Raw genomic sequence first — 17,933 nt, 5'->3', positions numbered from 1 at the left:
TCAAATCAATGACGAGATTTTTTAATTTAAGATTTCGGCGACCATTCTTTAAAAAAGGTTTTGGTTTTTTCTAAACTGTATCCTTTTCCCTCTTCTAAAACTGAACTATCCTGCGTATGAATTTGTTTCCCGTTCTGATCTAAAACGATAAAAACTGGATAGCCAAATTTTTCTCCTGGATTCCCATATTTTGCAAAAACCTTTTCATTTTTATTTTCGGGAGAGTAATTTAAATGATAGTAAATGAAATTTTGATCAACCAATTCTTTTAATTCTGGCGTAGTTTGAACATAATGATCAAATCTCAAACACCAAATACACCAGTTTCCACCAGCTTGAATCATGATATTTTTATTTTCTTTCTTCGCTTGTTTTACCAATTCTGCGATTTTTGTTTGCGCATTTTCCTTCTGATTGTAAGGTTTCGGAAGCTTTGCGATTTCGGCTGCAGCTGCCTTTTTCTTCGCCGCAACAACGGAGTCATTTTTTGCTTTTAAAAGGAGAGCATTATCGGAAACATTATTTTTTGTTTGCAATTGATCCGTTTTTTGCGAATATGCCAAACTTGAAACGAGTAATGACGAAAAAGCTAAAATTTTCAAATTTAATTTGATCATACTTTTTTAAATATTTATTCGAAACAAATAAACAAAAATAGCGCCATCAATAAACTATATTATCATTAAATTTGCAAATTATTTATGAGATTTCTTTTTAAAATAATTCTGCTGCTTTCACAAATTCCACTTCGGATTTTGTACCTGATTTCGGATTTTATGTTTTTTGTAATCTATTATATCATTGGTTACAGAAGAAAAGTGGTACTCGAGAATCTTCAACATTCCTTTCCAGAAAAGTCACCTACAGATCTAAAAAAAATTGAGAAAAAGTTTTACATTAATTTTTGCGATTATATTGTAGAAACTTTCAAATCCTTCACCATTTCTTCCACGGAACTGCGTGTTCGCGTTCAGCATTTGAATCAAGATATTTTTCAGGAAGCCAAAGAGGAAAATAAAAATGTGATTTTGCTCGCAGGACATGTCTTTAATTGGGAATGGTACAACACTTTAGCGACCATTATTCCTCAAGAAAATAGTTTTCCTGTGTATCGAAAAGTTCAAAACAGTTTCTGGGAAGAAAAGATAAAATCCCTTAGAAACCGATTTGGGAATCAAGCTTTGGAAGCAAAAGAGGTGATTCGGCATATTTTCAGAAATCCCAATGATGGAAATTCCGTGTATATGTTTGTTGCCGATCAAACTCCTCATCACTCGGAAGTTACTTATGGTCTTAATTTTTTGAACCAAAAAACTCCTGCTTTTGTAGGATACGACAAACTTTCTACCAGAATGGAACTGGCGTTTGTTTTTTGTGAAATGAAAAAAGTCAAGCGCGGATATTATCAGATCAATTATTATCGAATTTATCCAGATGGTGAAAAATTTGTGGAACATGAAGTTGTAAAAAAATTCCATCATCTTTTGGAAAACACCATTAATAAAAGACCCGACAATTATCTTTGGTCACATAGAAGATGGAAATACCAAAATGCCATTAAATTTATGGGACAATGATAGCGCATCTTTTCTATCATTAATAATTAATTTTTAATTTTTACATCTTGAATTTAGCAATTGTTATCCTCAACTGGAACGGCAAAAATTGGTTAGAAAAATTTCTTCCAAATGTCATTTTACATTCAGGAAACACCGAAATTTTTGTAATTGACAATGCTTCCACAGACGATTCTGTTTCTTTCTTAAAGGAAAAATTTCCCGCGATAAAAATTGTTAAAAACGAAAAAAATTACGGATTTGCGGGAGGTTACAATGAAGGTTTAAAGAAAATCGAGGCTGAAATTTACTGTCTTTTAAACTCCGATGTTGAAGTGACAGAAAACTGGATCAATCCCGTTTTAGACCTTTTTCAAAGTGATTTAAATATTGCTGCTGTTCAACCGAAAGTTCTAGATTACCACCGAAGAAATTATTTCGAATTTGCAGGCGCTGCAGGAGGATTTATCGACAATCTTGGATTTCCTTATTGCAGAGGAAGAATTTTTGAAGATCTAGAAGAAGATCTCGGACAATATAATGATGAAACCGAAATTTTCTGGGCTTCAGGTTGTTGTTTGTTTATCCGTTCTCAAGATTTTTGGGATCAAAATGGTTTCGACCAAAGATTTTTCGCCCATCAGGAAGAAATTGATTTGTGTTGGCGATTAAAAAATTCAGGAAGAAAAATATTTTATACCGGAAAATCAACCATTTTTCATGTCGGAGGTGGAACATTAAATAAACAAAGTGCACAGAAAACATTTTTAAACATCCGAAATAACCTGTCGATGATTTTAAAAAATGCGCCTTTACATACATTATTTTGGGTGATTCCCGCACGTTTGATTTTAGATGGTTTTGCAGGAATATATTTGGGATACAAAAATGGCTTCTCTCACTTTTGGGCAGTTATTCGAGCACACAGAAGTTGGTATCGACAGTTTTATGGAACACTCAAATTGCGCGGAAAAAATCAAATTACCGATTATTACCAAACAAAATGGTTAATATTTAAACATTTTCTATGAAAATTTGATAAAAATTTAAAGAAACACAAATAATTCTCATAAATTTATTTACTTTTATATCATTGATATGAAAATAGATATTTACTTTCTTTTGAGCATTGTTGTGACAGTTACGCTGATTACAGGAATACTGATTTATTTTTTTCAACATCGATTTTTTTTTCAACCCGAGAAACTTTCACCAGATTTTAAATTTGCTTATGAACATTTAAAAGCGGAGGAAAAAACCGTTGAACCAGAACGTGGTGCCCAAATCAATTATTTGCATTTTCAAGTTGAAAACCCAAAAGGCGTTGTAATTTATCTGAAAGGTAACACGAAAAGCATCAAAGGTTGGGGAAAATTTGCCATCGATTTCACGAGGTTAAACTACGAAGTCATCATGATGGATTATCGTGGATTCGGGAAAAGTACGGGAAAAAGAACTGCAGAAGCCATGAAGCGCGACTCTCAATTTATTTATGACATCGTAAAAAAAGAATATTCAGAAGATCAGATCATCGTTTACGGACGATCGCTCGGTTCCGGATTTGCAGCAAGATTGGCCGCGAAAAATAATCCTCGAATTTTGATTCTCACTTCTCCACTCTACTCTCTTTTACGAGCGATTCATCGATATCTTCCGTTTATGCCCGCAAAACCCTTTCTGCGTTACAATATTCCGACTTTTCATTATTTAAAAAATGTTCGTTGCCCAATTAAAATCCTTCATGGAAGTGATGACGGTTTAGTTCCTATAAAAACGGCGATCGACCTTTCCGAAGTTAATCCAAAACTAACCAGACTTTATGTTATTTTAGGAGCTGGACATATTAATATTCATCAGTTTGAAGAATATCATCGTGCGATGGAAGAAATTTTTGAAGAGCGAAAAGTTTTTATCGACATGGAGAAAACGAGTATGAATGAAAACCACCGAAAAAATTAGTTTTCTTAAATTTGCGCCATGTCAGAAATCCTAAAATATTTTCAGGAAAAAGTAGTTTTTTTACCCGTCATTTTACCCGAACATCACGAATTCGATTTTGATAAAGATTTCGAAGAATACTTTTGGGAAACACCATTCGAGGGAAAAATCAATGCGCTTCATTTCAAAATAAAAAATCCAAAAGGTGTGTTGCTTTATTTTCATGGAAACTCCGACAATCTTCATCGTTGGGGAAAAATCGCCAGTGAATTCACTCAATTTGGCTACGATGTTTTGGTGATGGATTATCGAGGTTACGGCAAAAGTTCCGGCCCGAGAAATGAAGATTTGCTCTATTCTGATGCCCAATTTTTTTATGAATTTGCAAAAAAAAATTATGGCGAAAAAAATATGGTGGTTTATGGCAGAAGTTTGGGTGGTGTTTTTGCCATTAAAGTCGCCTCCGAAAATCATCCGAAAGCTTTAATTTTGGAAGCTACTTTTTTTAATCTTCAAGATATTGTAAACCGATGGTTGCCAAAGCAAGTGACCGATCGGGTTTCGCCAACGATGACTTATCATTTTAGGTCAAATGAACTTATTTCTTCAGTAAAAGTTCCACTCTTTCATTTTCACGGGACGAATGATAAAATAGTTCCGCTAAAATCGGGAAAAAAATTATTCGACACCTTTAAAAACGCCCAACCAAAAATAGAGAAAAGATTTATAGAAATACTTGGTGGAAGTCATGATGATTTGGCTTCTTTCGAAGAATTTAATATTGAAATAAAGAAAATTTTGGAATGAAAACTCTTGCTCTCACTGATTTTGCTGATTATTTAACCGCAAAAGAAACAAAAGATTTACCGCTAAATGAGATTTTCAAAAGTGTGCAAAATTTCAAAAAAAAACAATTATTTAGATTTTGCAATCTTTGTAATTTTTTTTCAAGAATTACTTTTGTAAAAAAGAATATATTTTACTCATGCAAATATCTTACTGTTTAAACTAAATAATATCAAACCTTAAATGATTGATTTCTGCGCCATCGATTTTGAAACTGCGACACACGAAAGAAATTCTGCATGTGAAATGGGAATTTGCGTGGTGGAAAACGGAGTAATTGTGAAAACTGAAAACTGGCTCATTAAACCTCCAAGTTATCCTTACTTTCATCCAAGAAACATCGACATTCATGGGATTACACCGAGAGATGTTAAAGATTCGCCTACTTTTGATGAAGTATGGCAAGAAGCAGAAAAATTGATGTACGGAAATTTAATGATTGCGCACAATGCTGTTTTTGATGCGGGAGTTTTGCGAAGTTCTTTAGATCACTACGGTTTTTTCAAACCAAAACTGAATTATTTATGCAGTATTTCTTTGGCCAAAAAATCATGGAAAGATTTACCCAAATATGGCTTAAAATCATTGGCAGAACTTCATCAAATCAAATTTAATCATCACCGAGCAGGAGCGGATGCAGAAGTTTGTGCCAAAATATCCTTGCTCGCTTTTGAAAGGTTAATGTTGACGAGAAATGAAGACGTGAATTCCGTTATGAAGAATAACTTGAAAGTTTTGTAAACGGTTTCTTTTTTTGAGCAAACTACCTATTTAGGAACGTTCTAAAAATTAAAATTTGAAGAAATGGTTGCTTAAGTTACCGCGTTTTTGTACTGCTTCCTACTAAAGGTTTCGTAAAAAATAACGAAGAATTAGCATGGTAAAAAGCAAACAATATTTCCCTTTAATTACTCAAAACTTCGGCAACAAGATTAAATTTTGGGATTTCGATTTCCAGTTCATCATTGGTTAAAAGATGGGTGCAAAAGTAAGAACCACTCATATTTCCGACACCGGATCTCAACATGACATTTGAAAAATAGGTAAAATTTTCACCGGAATGAATTTCGGGAGTTAATCCAATGACGCCATCGCCCATTACTTCGGTAAAACCGAAACCGACATCATAAATTAGCCATTTTCTTTTTAAAACTTTAATCGGGAATTCGCTTAAATTTTCAATGGAAATATGGTAACGAAAAACAAAACGGTTATCTGAAGGGAAACTGTTTTTGTAATCGTACTCCGTAAGTACAGAAACTTTAATATCGAAAGTAGTTGCAGAGTTCATATTTATTGTTTTAAAAATTAATACAAAAATCCCGCCTTTTTGTGACGGGATTCATATATTCTAAAAAATCTTTGAATAAATTCTAAAGTTCTAAAGCTTTTCTTTCGTCGCCATTCATTAAAAATTCAACTGGATTGTCGATTGCTTCTTTTACGGCTACTAAAAATCCTACTGATTCTTTACCGTCAATAATACGGTGATCATAAGACATTGCAACGTACATCATTGGGCGAATTACCACTTCACCGTTAATCGCCATTGGTCTTTGCAGAATATTGTGCATTCCCAAAATTGCAGATTGTGGTGGATTAATAATTGGTGTGGACATCATCGAACCGAAAGTTCCACCGTTGGTTACGGTAAATGTTCCGCCTGTCATTTCATCAACGGTGATTTTACCATCTCTTACTTTTTCAGCGAGTGATTTTATATTTGCTTCAACACTTCTGAACGTCATGTTTTCCGCATTTCTTAGCACTGGAACCATTAAACCTTTTGGTCCAGAAACAGCAATAGAAATGTCGCAGAAATCATAATTTATTTTGTAATCTCCATCGATAGAAGCATTTACATCTGGATACAATTGAAGTGCTCTTGTAACTGCTTTGGTAAAGAAGGACATGAAACCAAGACCAATCCCATGTTTTTGACTGAATTCTTCTTTGTATTGTTTTCTAATTCTAAAGATTTCAGACATATCAACTTCATTGAAAGTTGTCAACATGGCTGTTTCATTTTTTACAGAAACCAATCTTGCAGCGATTTTTCTTCTTAGAACTGAAAGCTTTGTAGTGCTAGAATTTCTGGAGCCATTGGTAGAAGAAGATGATCCCATTGCTGCAACAGAAGCAGTTTCCGCATCATTTTTCGTAATTCTACCGTCTTTTCCAGAACCCGAAACCTGATTTGCATCGATTCCTTTTTCGTCTAGAATTTTCTTAGCTGCAGGAGAAGGAGTTCCCGATGCATAACTTGTTGCAACTGGCTTTTCTTCTTTTTTAGCTTCCTGAACGATTGCCGGTTTTTCAACAACTTTTACTTCAGCTTGTGGAGCTTCGGCATTTTCTGTTTTTGGAGCAGCTGAACCTTCTGGTTTCGAAGCAGCAGTATCGATCAAACAAACAATTTGCCCTACTTGTACCACTTCACCTTCTTCCGCTTTCAGAGTGATGATTCCACTTTGTTCTGCAGGAAGTTCCAGTGTAGCTTTATCAGAATCAACTTCGGCAATTGGTTGATCTTTTTCTACATAATCGCCGTCTTTTACCAACCAAGATGCGATTTCAACTTCTGTGATAGATTCTCCCGGCGACGGGACTTTCATTTCTAATATTGACATCGTTAATATTTTTGTTTATTATTTTAAATCTTTTAAAAATTGTTCTGGAATAAATCCTATTAATATTGGGATTTGCTTTTGTTCCAGGACCGTAAATTTCCAATTTTTCAAGTCACTTGAATTTGCTACTGCTGTTTTGACCGTATTCACTAAAAAAAATCCTGTTTTATCCTCATATTTCACCTGTTCATTACCAAAAGTTTTTTGCAAAGCAGCCAACAAATTATCTCTATTCAGTTCAGCATCATTAAATTTCATTTCCAGTTTTTGCTGAAAATCTATTTTCACAAATTTCTTCTCGTTTTGATCAATAACTTTATCACTTACAACTATATTTTCAGGAGCTGCCAAATGAAAATCAATTTCTGGTGAGCTGAACATTTTATTCATCTTTTCAACCAGCTGCTCTATCGGAAAACGCTTTAGGAAATCTTCATTGCCATAAAGCTGAAGTGCTTTTTCAAATTTTTTCTCTATCAATAAGTTGTTGTAATCCCGGAACTGATTTTCAATTTCGGTTCTCAAGTCCTGCGCAAAAAACGGAACAAAAGAAATAAAACTTAAGAATAAAAAAAGCTTTTTCATTAATCAATTACGCAGTTACAGGTCGTTTTACCGGTGCGTCGTCTCTGTCAAAAACTCTGTTGATCACATTGTTCTGATTTTTCTCGAACATTTTATGGCTTCCAGGAGCCGGTGTTCCACTGGCAACTGCTGCAATAACTTGAATTCCGGTATCTCTGAAATTTCTTAAAATAAAAGTCCACGCTCCCATGTTTTCTGGTTCTTCCTGTACCCAAAGAAGTTGTTTTCTATTTTTATATTTTGCGAAAATTTCTTCAATTTTATCATTTTGAATTGGGTAAAGTTGCTCAAATCTAACTAAAGCAATATTTTCACAATTCAGTTCTTCTTTTTTAGCTAAAAGTTCGTAGTAAATCTTACCAGAACAAAGAACTAATTTTTCAATTTTATCTGCATTTGCCGTTTCATCATCTATGATTGGCTGGAATTGTCCGTTAGCAAAATCTTCTAAAGGAGAAACAACTTTCGGATGACGAAGCAAAGACTTCGGCGTCATTACTACCAATGGTTTTCTGAAATTCCATTTTAATTGTCTTCTTAACAAGTGGAAATAGTTTGCAGGCGTTGTTGCATTAGCAACCGTCATATTTTCATTTGCAGCAAGCGTTAAAAACCGTTCAAGTCTGGCCGAAGAATGTTCTGCACCTTGACCTTCAAAACCGTGTGGAAGAAGCATTACCAAACCATTTTGGATTTTCCATTTTTCTTCGGCAGCAACTACATATTGGTCAATAATAATTTGTGCTCCATTTAAGAAATCTCCAAATTGTGCTTCCCAAATGGTTAAAGTTTTGGGAGAAGCCATTGCATAACCGTAGTCAAAACCAAGAACTCCGTATTCAGACAGATGCGAATTATAAATATCGAACCTGTTTTCGGAAATATGTCTTAAAGGAATATAATCTTCTTCTGTATCTTCTGTTTTCACTACTGCATGACGGTGAGAAAAAGTTCCTCTTTCAACGTCTTCACCAGAAATTCTGATATCATTTCCTTCCGTCAACAATGTTGCATAAGCCAACCACTCTCCAAGTGCCCAATCTAATGAATTGGCCTCGATCATTTTGAGTCGATTTTCAAAAAGTCTTGTGATTTTGGAAATGAATTTTTTGTCAGCAGGCAAAGTTGTCATTTGAATGGCAAGTTTTTTTAACTCGTCTAAATTAAAACCTGTATCAACAGGACTTTGCATTGCATCTTTCGAACTTAGCGGGAAATCTCTCCAATCACCGGACATAAAAATATCCATTGTGTTTTTTTCAATTCCCTTCGAAGCATCGTAATCTTCATCTAAAAGTTTCTTGAATTTGGATTCCATTTCTTTCAGAACTTCGTCTGAAACTACTCCTTCTTTAATCAATTCAGCTTTATAAATTTCTCTTGGATTCGGATGTTTGGAAATTGATTTGTACAAATTAGGTTGCGTAAATCTTGGTTCATCGCCTTCATTATGACCATATTTTCTGTAGCCTAATAAGTCGATATAAACATCTTTACCAAATTCTGCACGGAAATCTGCTGCGAATCTGATGGCATGAACTACAGCTTCAACATCATCTGCATTTACGTGCATTACAGGAGATTCTGTTACTTTAGCAATATCTGTACAATAAATTGAAGACCTCGCGTCGATATAATTGGTGGTAAATGACACCTGATTGTTCACGACAATATGAACAGTTCCGCCGGTTTTATAACCTTCCAAAGTCATCATTTGCGCGATTTCGTACACAATTCCTTGTCCGGCAATAGCTCCGTCACCATGAATAACGATTGGCAAAACTTTTTTGTAATCTTTATATTTATGGTCAACTTTTGCACGACAGATTCCTTCTACCAATGCAGCTACTGTTTCAAGATGCGATGGATTCGGGGTTAAATTAATGATTACTTCTTCGCCAGATTCTGTTTTAATTGTTTTTGATGAACCTAAATGGTATTTAACATCACCGGAAAATACATCTTCTTCGAATTCTTTTCCTTCAAATTCTGAGAAAATCTGTTTGTACGATTTTCCGAATATATTGGTTAGAACACTTAATCTTCCACGGTGAGCCATTCCCAAAACCACTTCATCAACTCCTAATTGAGAAGAGCGCGTAATCAATTGATCTAATGCTGGAATAAGTGATTCACCACCTTCTAATGAAAATCTTTTCTGACCTACAAATTTGGTATGAAGATAATTCTCAAAAGCAACCGCTTGATTAAGTTTTTCTAAAATTTCTGTTTTTTCTGGCGCTGAAAGTTTTGCATGATTTTCATTTACGGTAATCCATTCACGAATGAATTTCTTTTCTGAAACGTTGTTGATATGCATATATTCAACACCGATTGATTCACAGTAAATCTTTTCAAGATGTTTAATGATTTCCTGCAACGTCGCTGCAGAAGACATTCCTGTTTCTGTTGCAGAATTAAATTTTGTGTTTAAATCGCTTTTGGAAAGTCCAAAATTTTCAATATCCAAAGTTGGTTCGTAGTGTCGTCTTTCTCTAACAGGATTGGTTTTGGTAAATAAATGACCTCTCTGTCTGTAAGCTTCGATTAAATTGAGAACTTTAAATTCTTTTTGAATGTCATCAGGAATCTGTTCTTTAGAAACAATTTGATTTGAAATCGGCGCCGAAGTTTGTGCTGAAGATGGCGCGATATTTACCGAATCCTCCTCGCTGTAATTTTCGAGTGCAAAATCAAATCCCTGAAAAAATGCTTTCCAGGAAGGCTCTACGGAATCGGGATATTTTAAATATTGCTGATATAAGTCTTCTATTAACTGCGAATGTGCAGCATTCAGGAATGAAAATTTGTCCATTTTTTACAGATTAACTCTTTATTTTATTTAAAAGACAAACTTAGCAAAAAAAAGTGAGGTAATAAAGCTGAAAGACCTTTAAAAAAACTTAAAAAATTTATCTAAAAACAGGGAGCGATAATTTAATCATGGTATTGGCTTCGTCTCGAGGTTCCTCTAGAAAAGTCTGTTGCAATTCTCCGGTTCGAAGCGTGTCTTTTTTAGCTTGAAGAAGTAATTGCTGAATTGCTTTTGTTCTTCCTGCGTAGTTTCCACGGTAATAAATGACGTAATTTTTAGACGCATTTAGGGTTCTGAAGCTGAAATTATTGTCTGAAATTCCAATTCTTTTTGGGAGCGGAATACTGTAAAAATAAGAAACTTCTTTGTCTTTAAAATTATCGGCATCTGTGATTAAAATCGGTTCACCATATTCGTCGCTTTTTTTCGCTAAGTCCATTTTAACGTAATTCAACACCTTATTATGATTGATCACTATATTTTTGAAAAGCGCATTTTTGTCATTTTTGGAATTCACATTGATCCCCAAAAGCAACTGGATTCCCTGGTTTTCAACCATCAAACTGTCGAATTTTAAACTTTCGCGTTTTCTATCTTTATCGACCTTATTGCCCAATGTATTGTAAAGATTTTTCATGCTTAAATCAATCTGATCTGCAATAAAATCCTCTGTAAGTAAATTCAAAGAACGTTTAAGAAAAGGTTGTTTGGGAGTTTGAATGTACCAAACAATTCGCGTTTTCCCTTTATCGGCCACGAATTTCACATCGATGAGATAAGGATTGCTTTGCATGCCTTCATAAAAGCGATAACGCAATGTTTTATTGGGATTCGCATATCGTATATACAAATCTCCCGCACTTTTTTTGTTTTTTTTGTCGTGAAAAGTCATGGCACTTCCCTGCCCTTCATAAGGCGTGAAATATTCGAAGGTCCATTGATTATTTTGACTGAAAAAAGAATTCCACATGCTGAAATTCTGTAAATTATTAAATTGTGGAAATACTTTTTCTACGGGATAATTTATTTCCTTTTCAATGGTAAATTTTTTATTTTCCTCCACGAAAGACATGGATACCGCGTAGACAGTAAAGAAAAAAATGATGAGTAGAAGTCCGAATTTTAACCAGCGCATATCGCAAAAATACAAAAAGTAACATAAAAAAAGCACGGCGATTAAATATTGCCGTGCTTTTTGACTTGATTTGTTATTTAAGGGATGATGGTTCCTGCACTAATAACTGCATTTTTTTTCACCACGACGATTCCGTCTTTGATCGAATGATTCTCATAATCGCCATCGGAAAGATGTTTACCACCGATGATACGAACGTTATCACCAATACTGCAATTTTTATCGAGAATTGCATTTTCTATAAAGCAATATTTTCCTACGCCCAAATTTGGTATTCCATTCTGATCGTTGGATATGATATTTTCGGTACTTTGATAGTAATCTGCTCCCATCATATAGGTGCATATTAAGGTGCTTCCTTTATCAATTCTACTTCTGTTTCCGACGAGAGAGTTTTCAATTTTATCTGCCATTACAATACATCCATCACCAAAAATAGCTTTGCTCACATAAGATCCCAAAATTTTTGAAGGCGGAAGCATTCTGGCTCTCGTGTAAATGGGTGCATTACTGAACAGATTAAACTTGGGAAAATCTCTGGTTAGATCAATATTCGCATCAAAAAATGATTCAATGGTTCCGATATCTGTCCAATAACCATCATACTGAAAACTCAGTGTTTTATAGACACCAATTCCGTTTGGTATGAGTTCGCCGCCAAAATCGTCGCCGGGATCTTCTGCAAACATTTTTTTCAGAACAGCCTTGCTGAAAACATAAATTCCCATCGAGGCCAAATATTCCTTTCCTTCGTTCCTGCTTTTTTCGGAAACTTCCGATTTCCAGTCAACGAGCAAATCAGAAGAAGGTTTTTCGATAAATGAAGTAATATTCCCTTCGTCATCTGATTTTAAGATTCCAAATCCAGGTGCATCTTTAGCATTCACAGGAATGGTCGCTATGGTAATATCGCCTTCGTTTTTGCAATGGTAATCGATGAGTTCGCGAAAATCCATCTGATAAAGCTGATCACCGGATAGAATTAAGATATATTCATAATCATACTTATCAAGATGTTTCATCGATTGGCGCACTGCATCTGCGGTTCCTTGATACCACTGATCGTTTTCTACATTCTGTTCTGCGGCTAAAATATCTACGAAACCTTTGCTAAATATATCAAAATGATAAGAATTCTTGATGTGTGAATTCAAAGAAGCTGAATTAAACTGGGTTAAAACCAAGATTTTGTTGTAGCCCGAATTCAAACAATTAGAAATTGGAATATCAACTAATCTGTATTTTCCAGCAATAGGAACAGCGGGTTTTGACCGGGAATATGTTAACGGAAACAGCCGACTTCCTCTTCCACCACCGAGTACGATTGAGATGACATTGGGTTTCATACTTAAATTATTTTGTTATTTAGAAGTTAATTGCTTTATAACAATATTAGTACTTTTTACGCACTAAACAAAATTTTATAACGTGATAGTTATTGAATTAATAAGATTTAATGCTGTGTGCAACTGAAATTAACACCCTAATTCAAAAAGACAGGAGAATGTGGATTAAAATCTGTTTCAGTTTTCACGAAGATGAAATAAACCATTATCAAGATATTTAAAATAATTAAAACCACAGAAGTATTTGTGAGTTTGCAGAATTATTGACTGCGATAAAAAAAACCAATTGCACCTTCGAGGACCAAAAGACAATGGATTTCTCTACTTCACATTATCCAAATTTTTTGCTCAGTTCCCAAGTTTTGATAATGATTCCGTTTTGATTTTGATCCAAAAAAAAAAGTCTCCCAATTACATTGAGAGACTTCGCGATCCGGACGGGATTCGAACCCGCGACCTCCGCCGTGACAGGGCGGCATTCTAACCAGCTGAACTACCGGATCAATTTTTTGAAAAGTAATTGTAAACTTTTTGCGATCCGGACGGGATTCGAACCCGCGACCTCCGCCGTGACAGGGCGGCATTCTAACCAGCTGAACTACCGGATCATTAGAATCAGAAACTATGTTTCTTTTTGGTGAGTGCAAAAATACAACTTTATCCCTATCTACAAAACATTTTTACAAAAAAAATGCTTCCTTTTATAGAAAGCATTCATTATCACCTGATTATTTTTTATAAATGTGCAGATAATTTCTCAGCAATTACCTCTTTCGATGCAACTCCTACGATTTTATCAACGACTTGCCCACCTTTGAAAATTAAAACAGTCGGGATATTTCGGATTCCGTAGTCCACAGAAACTTGTTGATTGTTATCAACATCAACTTTTCCTACAACTGCTTTGCCTTCAAAATCGGCAGCAATTTCCTCTACAATTGGTCCCAACATTCTACATGGTCCACACCAAACTGCCCAAAAATCTACCAACACTGGTTTATCGGAATTCAAAACCATTTCTTGAAATGATTGATCTGTAATTTCTAATGCCATTTTTATACTATTTTTAAATTAATTTTAAAGTACAAATTTACAATTTTCCTGCTTAGTCAAAAAGTAAATCATCTATGTTCAACATTTGTTTTTTCTATATTAAAAGAGACCGCAATCTCCTGTAAAGCATCGACTAACGTATCTATTTCTTCTTTCGTTGTCAAATGACTGAAAGAAATACGCAATGGCGTACAATTTTCTATTTCGTCCTCATCCAGAATCATCATCATCACCATAGAAGGTTTTGTAGCACCAGATGAACAAGCACTTCCCTGAGAAACAGCAATACCTTTCATATCGAGTTTCAAACCGATCATTGGATCTTTGAAGGGCAATAAAACACTTAACACCGTATATAAACTTGTTTCTTCTTCAGCACTTCTCCCGTTAAATTTCACGCCATCAACTTCACTTAAAAGACGCTCTTTTGTATATTTCTTAATTTCCTTTATGTGGGAAGAATACTGATCCATATTATTCAGAGAAATCTCCAAAGCTTTTCCCAAACCTACAATACCGCAAACATTCTCCGTTCCAGCTCGTAAAGATCTTTCTTGTGGACCACCGGTGATAATTCCCTTTAATCCAGAAGCTTTTCTTATAAAGGCAAAACCACTTCCTTTCGGGCCGTGAAATTTATGGGCACTGCAAGATGCGAAATCCAACGGAATTTGGGAAAAATCAATTTCCATATGCGCCATTGACTGTACCGTGTCTGAATGAAAAAGTACTTTATTCGCTTTACACATTTCAGCAACTTTCTTAAGGTCTAACAAATTGCCGATTTCGTTGTTAGCGTGCATTAGTGTTACTAAAGTTTTCTTATCGGAACTTTTGATGATTTCTTCTAATTGAATCAAATCGAAATCTCCTTTTTGATCGGGACGAAGATACACGACTTCTACCCCTCTCCGTTTTTTCATATCTAAAACAGTCTCTGCGACGCACTTGTGCTCCATAGGAGAAGTGATAATTCGCTCTACTCCTAAATGGTTTACACACGATTTAATAATCATGTTATTGGATTCTGTACCGCAGGAAGTAAAAATTATTTCCGCCGGAGTTACATGGAGATAATCTGCAACCTGCCTCCTAACGTTTTCAATTAAGATTTTGGCTTCTTGCCCGAGACTGTGAGTAGAAGAAGGATTGCCGTAATTTGTTTTCATCACATCAACCATCGCATCGATTACTTCTTCGGAAAGTGGTGTCGTAGCAGCATTATCCAGGTAAATTCTATCCATTATTTTACTTTCTTTTTTAAGATTTTTCGCAGTTCAAAATTAGTGAAAAAATTCAAACTTCCCTTCATTCGCCCAAGCTAACATTTCTTTATCGCCCGAGGTGTCGCCAAATGCTATTGTTTTATCAAATTTTTTATTGCCAATTGCGTCGATCACTCGATTTACTTTTTCAGCATTGTTGCAATTTTTTCCGATAAAATTTCCGGTGAAAATATCATCTTTGTATTCAGCACGTGTTGCTAAAAGTTTAATATTGAATTTTTCTGCAAAAGGTTGTACCCAAATATCCAAAGAAGCAGAAACAATATAACATTCAGTAGTATTTCGGTCGATATTCTTGATAAATTCTAAAGCATTTTCTCTAAAAATATCAGGAAAATTGGTGTCGAAAAATGCTTTTGATTTGCTTTCTATTTTAGCTTTCCGTTCCCCTTTTAAGATTGAGGAAATAAAACTTTTTTTTACTTTTTCAGCATCGGCAAGTTTCAGTTTCAATAAAACAAATAAGGGTATATGCTTGAAAAACTGTAACTTGAATTTGCTGGGATTATAAAATTTGAGGTACAGAAACATGGTGTCTTTATAGGTTAAAGTCCCATCGAAATCGAATAAATACAGCTTTTTCATATTGGATTAGTGATCGTTAATAATCGACTTGTGTTCGATTAAAGTTTCAACTTTTTAAAAATAAATTCCGGAATATTTTTGATGATCAACATGATGATTCTCCAAATCGGGAGAATATACGCCACGTTTTTGCCGCTTTTGTAGGCTTTGTAGATGGCTTCTGCAGCTTGTTTTGGTGTGGCTGTTAATTTTGGATTCAGCGGTAAACCTTCGGTCATTTTCGTATCCATAAAACCTGGTTTTATAGTAAGAACATGTACTTTTCTTTCAAACATATAATTCCGGAGTCCGCTTAAATAAGCTGTTAAACCCGCTTTTGCACTTCCATAAATAAAATTACTTTGCCGACCTCTTTCACCTGCGACAGAAGACAATACGATCATCGTTCCGGCGCGCTGTCTTTCCATTTTCTTTGCAAAAAAAGTAAGTACAGGAACTAATTTTGCGTAATTGATATCAATAATTAATTCGGTATTTTTCTGATCATATAATCCCTCTTCGGTACCTTCACCTAAATATCCTGTGCCGCAGAAAAGTAAATCGGAAGAAATATAATCGAATTTGGTATAATCAATTTCCGCTCTTAAATCCAATTCTATGACTTCGGTTTGCTGCAAAAATTTCACATCGAGATGTTTCGCAAATTTCTCTGTGGTTTCTTTGTTTGAGGTAAAAAGGTAAATTGTAGAATATTTTTCGTTCGCTTCTAAAGCTTTTTCGACAAAAGCCTGAGAAATTTCTGAATTACTGCCGAGAATAATCATAGTGGAGAGATAATTGGGGATGAATATTTACTTTTAGTCAATAATTCAATTGTTATTAATGATCCTTTTGTGCTGCATCGAAACAAACTTCGGATTCTGCACATTTTGAAGGTAATTGGTCAAAGAAGATTTGCTCATGCTGTCTTTGCTCAAATAAATTCTACCGCCGTACTCCTCCACAATTTTGTCTAATTTTTCGACCAAATTTTTCAGTTTCGCATTAACTTTGAAATCTAAAGCCAAAGTATAGCCTTCGACCGGAAATGAATTGTAAGCATTAGGATTATTTTCGCCAAACAATTTCAGCACCGCTAGGAACGATCCGTTTCCACTTTTGGCGATGGTTTCTAGTATTTTTCGCATTCCCTCCTTTCCTTTCTCCTTCGGAATTACCATTTGATACTGTATAAATCCACTTTTCCCATAAATTTTATTCCAGTCATTGATGGCATCTAATGGATAGAAAAAGGTTTCGTAATCAATATAACTTTTAACTTCTTTGTTGCGTTGCTTATTAAAATAAAGAAGATTGAAAATCTTGACCGTGAGATTATTAAGTAAAAAATTAGGAAAATAAAAAGGAACCGTGGGATTCAATTTTTTCTTTAGTCTTAAGGGATTATCCTGCAAATTTTTTGGGAGTTGATGTCTGAATGCGTGTTCGCCTCTCATCAGAATACTTCTGCCGATATTATTGCCTGTTTGCAAGCAGTCGATCCAGGCGACATTGTACGTCCAGTTCTCACTTTCATCAAATAATTTGAAGATTTCGTCTAAATTTTCTGCTTTGATGCTTTCCTGACGAATATACGCCGTTTCAATATTTTTTAATTTGAATTTTGCAGAAAGAATAATTCCTGTTAAACCCATTCCACCGATTGTTGACCAAAATTTCTCGACGTTTTCTGTTTGAGAGCATTGTAAAACATTACCATTTTCATTTAATAAAGAAAATGAAATCAGATACTCCGAGAAACAACCTTCAGCATGGTGATTTTTGCCGTGAACATCGGAGGCGATTGCTCCTCCAACGGTGATAAATTTGGTTCCCGGTGTTACAAAAAGAAAATAACCTTGAGGAACGATTACTTCAAGGATTTCAGAAAGAAGAACTCCAGATTCACATTCTAAAACGCCATTGAGTCGATCAAAGCTTATGAATTTATTTAATCTTTTGGTTGAAAAAATATGTTCAGAAAGAGAGGCATCGCCATAACATCTGCCATTTCCACGCGCGATGATTTCGTTGCTGTTATCTATGAAATTTATAATTTTCTGAAGGGAATCTTCTGACTTTATTTCTTTTTCTACAACAGGAAAATTTCCCCAATTTGTGACTTTCTGGATAAAATTCGGTTTCATCTCTTGGTAATTATTTTTTTAAGGTCAGATGC

The 17,933-nt window shown here is 34.8% G+C and carries 17 protein-coding genes and 2 tRNA genes; 5 read left to right on the top strand and 14 right to left on the bottom strand.

Annotated features, from left to right (window positions below):
- Positions 1 to 26: 26 nt before the first annotated feature.
- Entirely contained in the window at positions 27 to 617 is a 591-nt protein-coding gene (locus BW932_RS09995) for a thioredoxin family protein (protein WP_076387365.1), read from the bottom strand.
- A gap of 84 nt (positions 618 to 701) precedes the next feature.
- On the opposite strand from BW932_RS09995, the gene BW932_RS09990 reads away from it, so the two are divergent.
- From BW932_RS09990 to BW932_RS09965, 5 genes are all read left to right on the top strand, one after another.
- Positions 702 to 1,577, top strand: coding sequence for a lysophospholipid acyltransferase family protein (locus BW932_RS09990; RefSeq protein WP_076387364.1), 876 nt, complete (start codon positions 702 to 704; stop codon positions 1,575 to 1,577).
- Between the two features lie 47 nt (positions 1,578 to 1,624).
- Positions 1,625 to 2,587: a glycosyltransferase family 2 protein gene (locus BW932_RS09985; RefSeq protein ID WP_076387363.1), complete on the top strand. Its 963-nt coding sequence runs from the start codon at positions 1,625 to 1,627 to the stop codon at positions 2,585 to 2,587.
- Positions 2,588 to 2,654: 67 nt separating this feature from the next.
- Positions 2,655 to 3,515, top strand: a complete 861-nt coding sequence (locus BW932_RS09980; protein ID WP_076387362.1) for an alpha/beta hydrolase — start codon at positions 2,655 to 2,657, stop codon at positions 3,513 to 3,515.
- Positions 3,516 to 3,533: 18 nt separating this feature from the next.
- Positions 3,534 to 4,301 carry an alpha/beta hydrolase gene (locus tag BW932_RS09975; protein WP_076387361.1) on the top strand — a complete coding sequence of 256 codons (768 nt, stop codon included), beginning with the start codon at positions 3,534 to 3,536 and terminating at the stop codon, positions 4,299 to 4,301.
- Positions 4,302 to 4,523: 222 nt separating this feature from the next.
- Positions 4,524 to 5,081 (top strand): 3'-5' exonuclease, encoded by a 558-nt coding sequence (locus BW932_RS09965; RefSeq protein ID WP_076387359.1) that lies wholly within the window; start codon positions 4,524 to 4,526, stop codon positions 5,079 to 5,081.
- 163 nt (positions 5,082 to 5,244) lie between these two features.
- Here BW932_RS09965 and apaG read toward each other — a convergent pair whose 3' ends face one another.
- The 13 genes from apaG to BW932_RS09900 form a co-directional block, all read right to left on the bottom strand.
- The gene (apaG, locus tag BW932_RS09960; protein WP_076387358.1) at positions 5,245 to 5,631 is read right to left on the bottom strand and encodes a Co2+/Mg2+ efflux protein ApaG; all 387 of its coding nucleotides are present in this window, start codon (positions 5,629 to 5,631) and stop codon (positions 5,245 to 5,247) included.
- A gap of 82 nt (positions 5,632 to 5,713) precedes the next feature.
- The gene (odhB, locus tag BW932_RS09955; protein ID WP_076387357.1) at positions 5,714 to 6,970 is read right to left on the bottom strand and encodes a 2-oxoglutarate dehydrogenase complex dihydrolipoyllysine-residue succinyltransferase; all 1,257 of its coding nucleotides are present in this window, start codon (positions 6,968 to 6,970) and stop codon (positions 5,714 to 5,716) included.
- A gap of 18 nt (positions 6,971 to 6,988) precedes the next feature.
- The gene (locus tag BW932_RS09950; protein WP_076387356.1) at positions 6,989 to 7,555 is read right to left on the bottom strand and encodes a hypothetical protein; all 567 of its coding nucleotides are present in this window, start codon (positions 7,553 to 7,555) and stop codon (positions 6,989 to 6,991) included.
- Positions 7,556 to 7,562: 7 nt separating this feature from the next.
- Positions 7,563 to 10,370: a 2-oxoglutarate dehydrogenase E1 component gene (locus BW932_RS09945; protein ID WP_076387355.1), complete on the bottom strand. Its 2,808-nt coding sequence runs from the start codon at positions 10,368 to 10,370 to the stop codon at positions 7,563 to 7,565.
- A 97-nt stretch (positions 10,371 to 10,467) separates the two neighbouring features.
- Positions 10,468 to 11,505, bottom strand: a complete 1,038-nt coding sequence (locus BW932_RS09940; RefSeq protein WP_076387354.1) for an SRPBCC family protein — start codon at positions 11,503 to 11,505, stop codon at positions 10,468 to 10,470.
- Between the two features lie 77 nt (positions 11,506 to 11,582).
- Positions 11,583 to 12,851: a glucose-1-phosphate adenylyltransferase gene (locus BW932_RS09935; protein ID WP_076387353.1), complete on the bottom strand. Its 1,269-nt coding sequence runs from the start codon at positions 12,849 to 12,851 to the stop codon at positions 11,583 to 11,585.
- 429 nt (positions 12,852 to 13,280) lie between these two features.
- Positions 13,281 to 13,354 (bottom strand) — tRNA-Asp (locus BW932_RS09930).
- 31 nt (positions 13,355 to 13,385) lie between these two features.
- Positions 13,386 to 13,459: transfer RNA gene (locus tag BW932_RS09925), tRNA-Asp, on the bottom strand.
- A gap of 127 nt (positions 13,460 to 13,586) precedes the next feature.
- Complete coding sequence (trxA, locus tag BW932_RS09920; protein ID WP_076387352.1) at positions 13,587 to 13,904, bottom strand: thioredoxin; 318 nt, start codon at positions 13,902 to 13,904, stop codon at positions 13,587 to 13,589.
- A 68-nt stretch (positions 13,905 to 13,972) separates the two neighbouring features.
- Complete coding sequence (locus tag BW932_RS09915) at positions 13,973 to 15,148, bottom strand: cysteine desulfurase family protein (RefSeq protein ID WP_076387351.1); 1,176 nt, start codon at positions 15,146 to 15,148, stop codon at positions 13,973 to 13,975.
- Between the two features lie 39 nt (positions 15,149 to 15,187).
- On the bottom strand, positions 15,188 to 15,775 hold the full coding sequence (locus BW932_RS09910) for an HAD-IB family hydrolase (protein WP_076387350.1): 588 nt from the start codon (positions 15,773 to 15,775) through the stop codon (positions 15,188 to 15,190).
- 38 nt (positions 15,776 to 15,813) lie between these two features.
- Entirely contained in the window at positions 15,814 to 16,539 is a 726-nt protein-coding gene (locus BW932_RS09905; RefSeq protein WP_076387349.1) for an SDR family NAD(P)-dependent oxidoreductase, read from the bottom strand.
- Between the two features lie 45 nt (positions 16,540 to 16,584).
- Complete coding sequence (locus tag BW932_RS09900; protein WP_076387348.1) at positions 16,585 to 17,901, bottom strand: FAD-binding oxidoreductase; 1,317 nt, start codon at positions 17,899 to 17,901, stop codon at positions 16,585 to 16,587.
- Positions 17,902 to 17,933 lie beyond the last annotated feature (32 nt).

This window comes from Kaistella chaponensis (genome assembly GCF_900156725.1).
Lineage (GTDB): Bacteria > Bacteroidota > Bacteroidia > Flavobacteriales > Weeksellaceae > Kaistella > Kaistella chaponensis.
The sequence above is the reverse complement of the archived record's forward strand: the minus strand, read 5'-3'. Positions and strand labels throughout refer to the sequence as shown.

What these genes read in the sequence shown, in the direction of transcription:
- BW932_RS09990 (WP_076387364.1), top strand. Translation starts at nt 702, where the DNA reads ATGAGATTTCTTTTTAAAATAATTCTGCTGCTTTCACAAATTCCACTT.
- BW932_RS09940 (WP_076387354.1), bottom strand. Translation starts at nt 11,505, where the DNA reads ATGCGCTGGTTAAAATTCGGACTTCTACTCATCATTTTTTTCTTTACT.
- BW932_RS09900 (WP_076387348.1), bottom strand. Translation starts at nt 17,901, where the DNA reads ATGAAACCGAATTTTATCCAGAAAGTCACAAATTGGGGAAATTTTCCT.
- apaG (WP_076387358.1), bottom strand. Translation starts at nt 5,631, where the DNA reads ATGAACTCTGCAACTACTTTCGATATTAAAGTTTCTGTACTTACGGAG.
- BW932_RS09935 (WP_076387353.1), bottom strand. Translation starts at nt 12,851, where the DNA reads ATGAAACCCAATGTCATCTCAATCGTACTCGGTGGTGGAAGAGGAAGT.
- BW932_RS09915 (WP_076387351.1), bottom strand. Translation starts at nt 15,148, where the DNA reads ATGGATAGAATTTACCTGGATAATGCTGCTACGACACCACTTTCCGAA.
- BW932_RS09965 (WP_076387359.1), top strand. Translation starts at nt 4,524, where the DNA reads ATGATTGATTTCTGCGCCATCGATTTTGAAACTGCGACACACGAAAGA.
- BW932_RS09905 (WP_076387349.1), bottom strand. Translation starts at nt 16,539, where the DNA reads ATGATTATTCTCGGCAGTAATTCAGAAATTTCTCAGGCTTTTGTCGAA.
- BW932_RS09945 (WP_076387355.1), bottom strand. Translation starts at nt 10,370, where the DNA reads ATGGACAAATTTTCATTCCTGAATGCTGCACATTCGCAGTTAATAGAA.
- BW932_RS09910 (WP_076387350.1), bottom strand. Translation starts at nt 15,775, where the DNA reads ATGAAAAAGCTGTATTTATTCGATTTCGATGGGACTTTAACCTATAAA.
- BW932_RS09995 (WP_076387365.1), bottom strand. Translation starts at nt 617, where the DNA reads ATGATCAAATTAAATTTGAAAATTTTAGCTTTTTCGTCATTACTCGTT.
- trxA (WP_076387352.1), bottom strand. Translation starts at nt 13,904, where the DNA reads ATGGCATTAGAAATTACAGATCAATCATTTCAAGAAATGGTTTTGAAT.
- BW932_RS09950 (WP_076387356.1), bottom strand. Translation starts at nt 7,555, where the DNA reads ATGAAAAAGCTTTTTTTATTCTTAAGTTTTATTTCTTTTGTTCCGTTT.
- BW932_RS09975 (WP_076387361.1), top strand. Translation starts at nt 3,534, where the DNA reads ATGTCAGAAATCCTAAAATATTTTCAGGAAAAAGTAGTTTTTTTACCC.
- odhB (WP_076387357.1), bottom strand. Translation starts at nt 6,970, where the DNA reads ATGTCAATATTAGAAATGAAAGTCCCGTCGCCGGGAGAATCTATCACA.
- BW932_RS09980 (WP_076387362.1), top strand. Translation starts at nt 2,655, where the DNA reads ATGAAAATAGATATTTACTTTCTTTTGAGCATTGTTGTGACAGTTACG.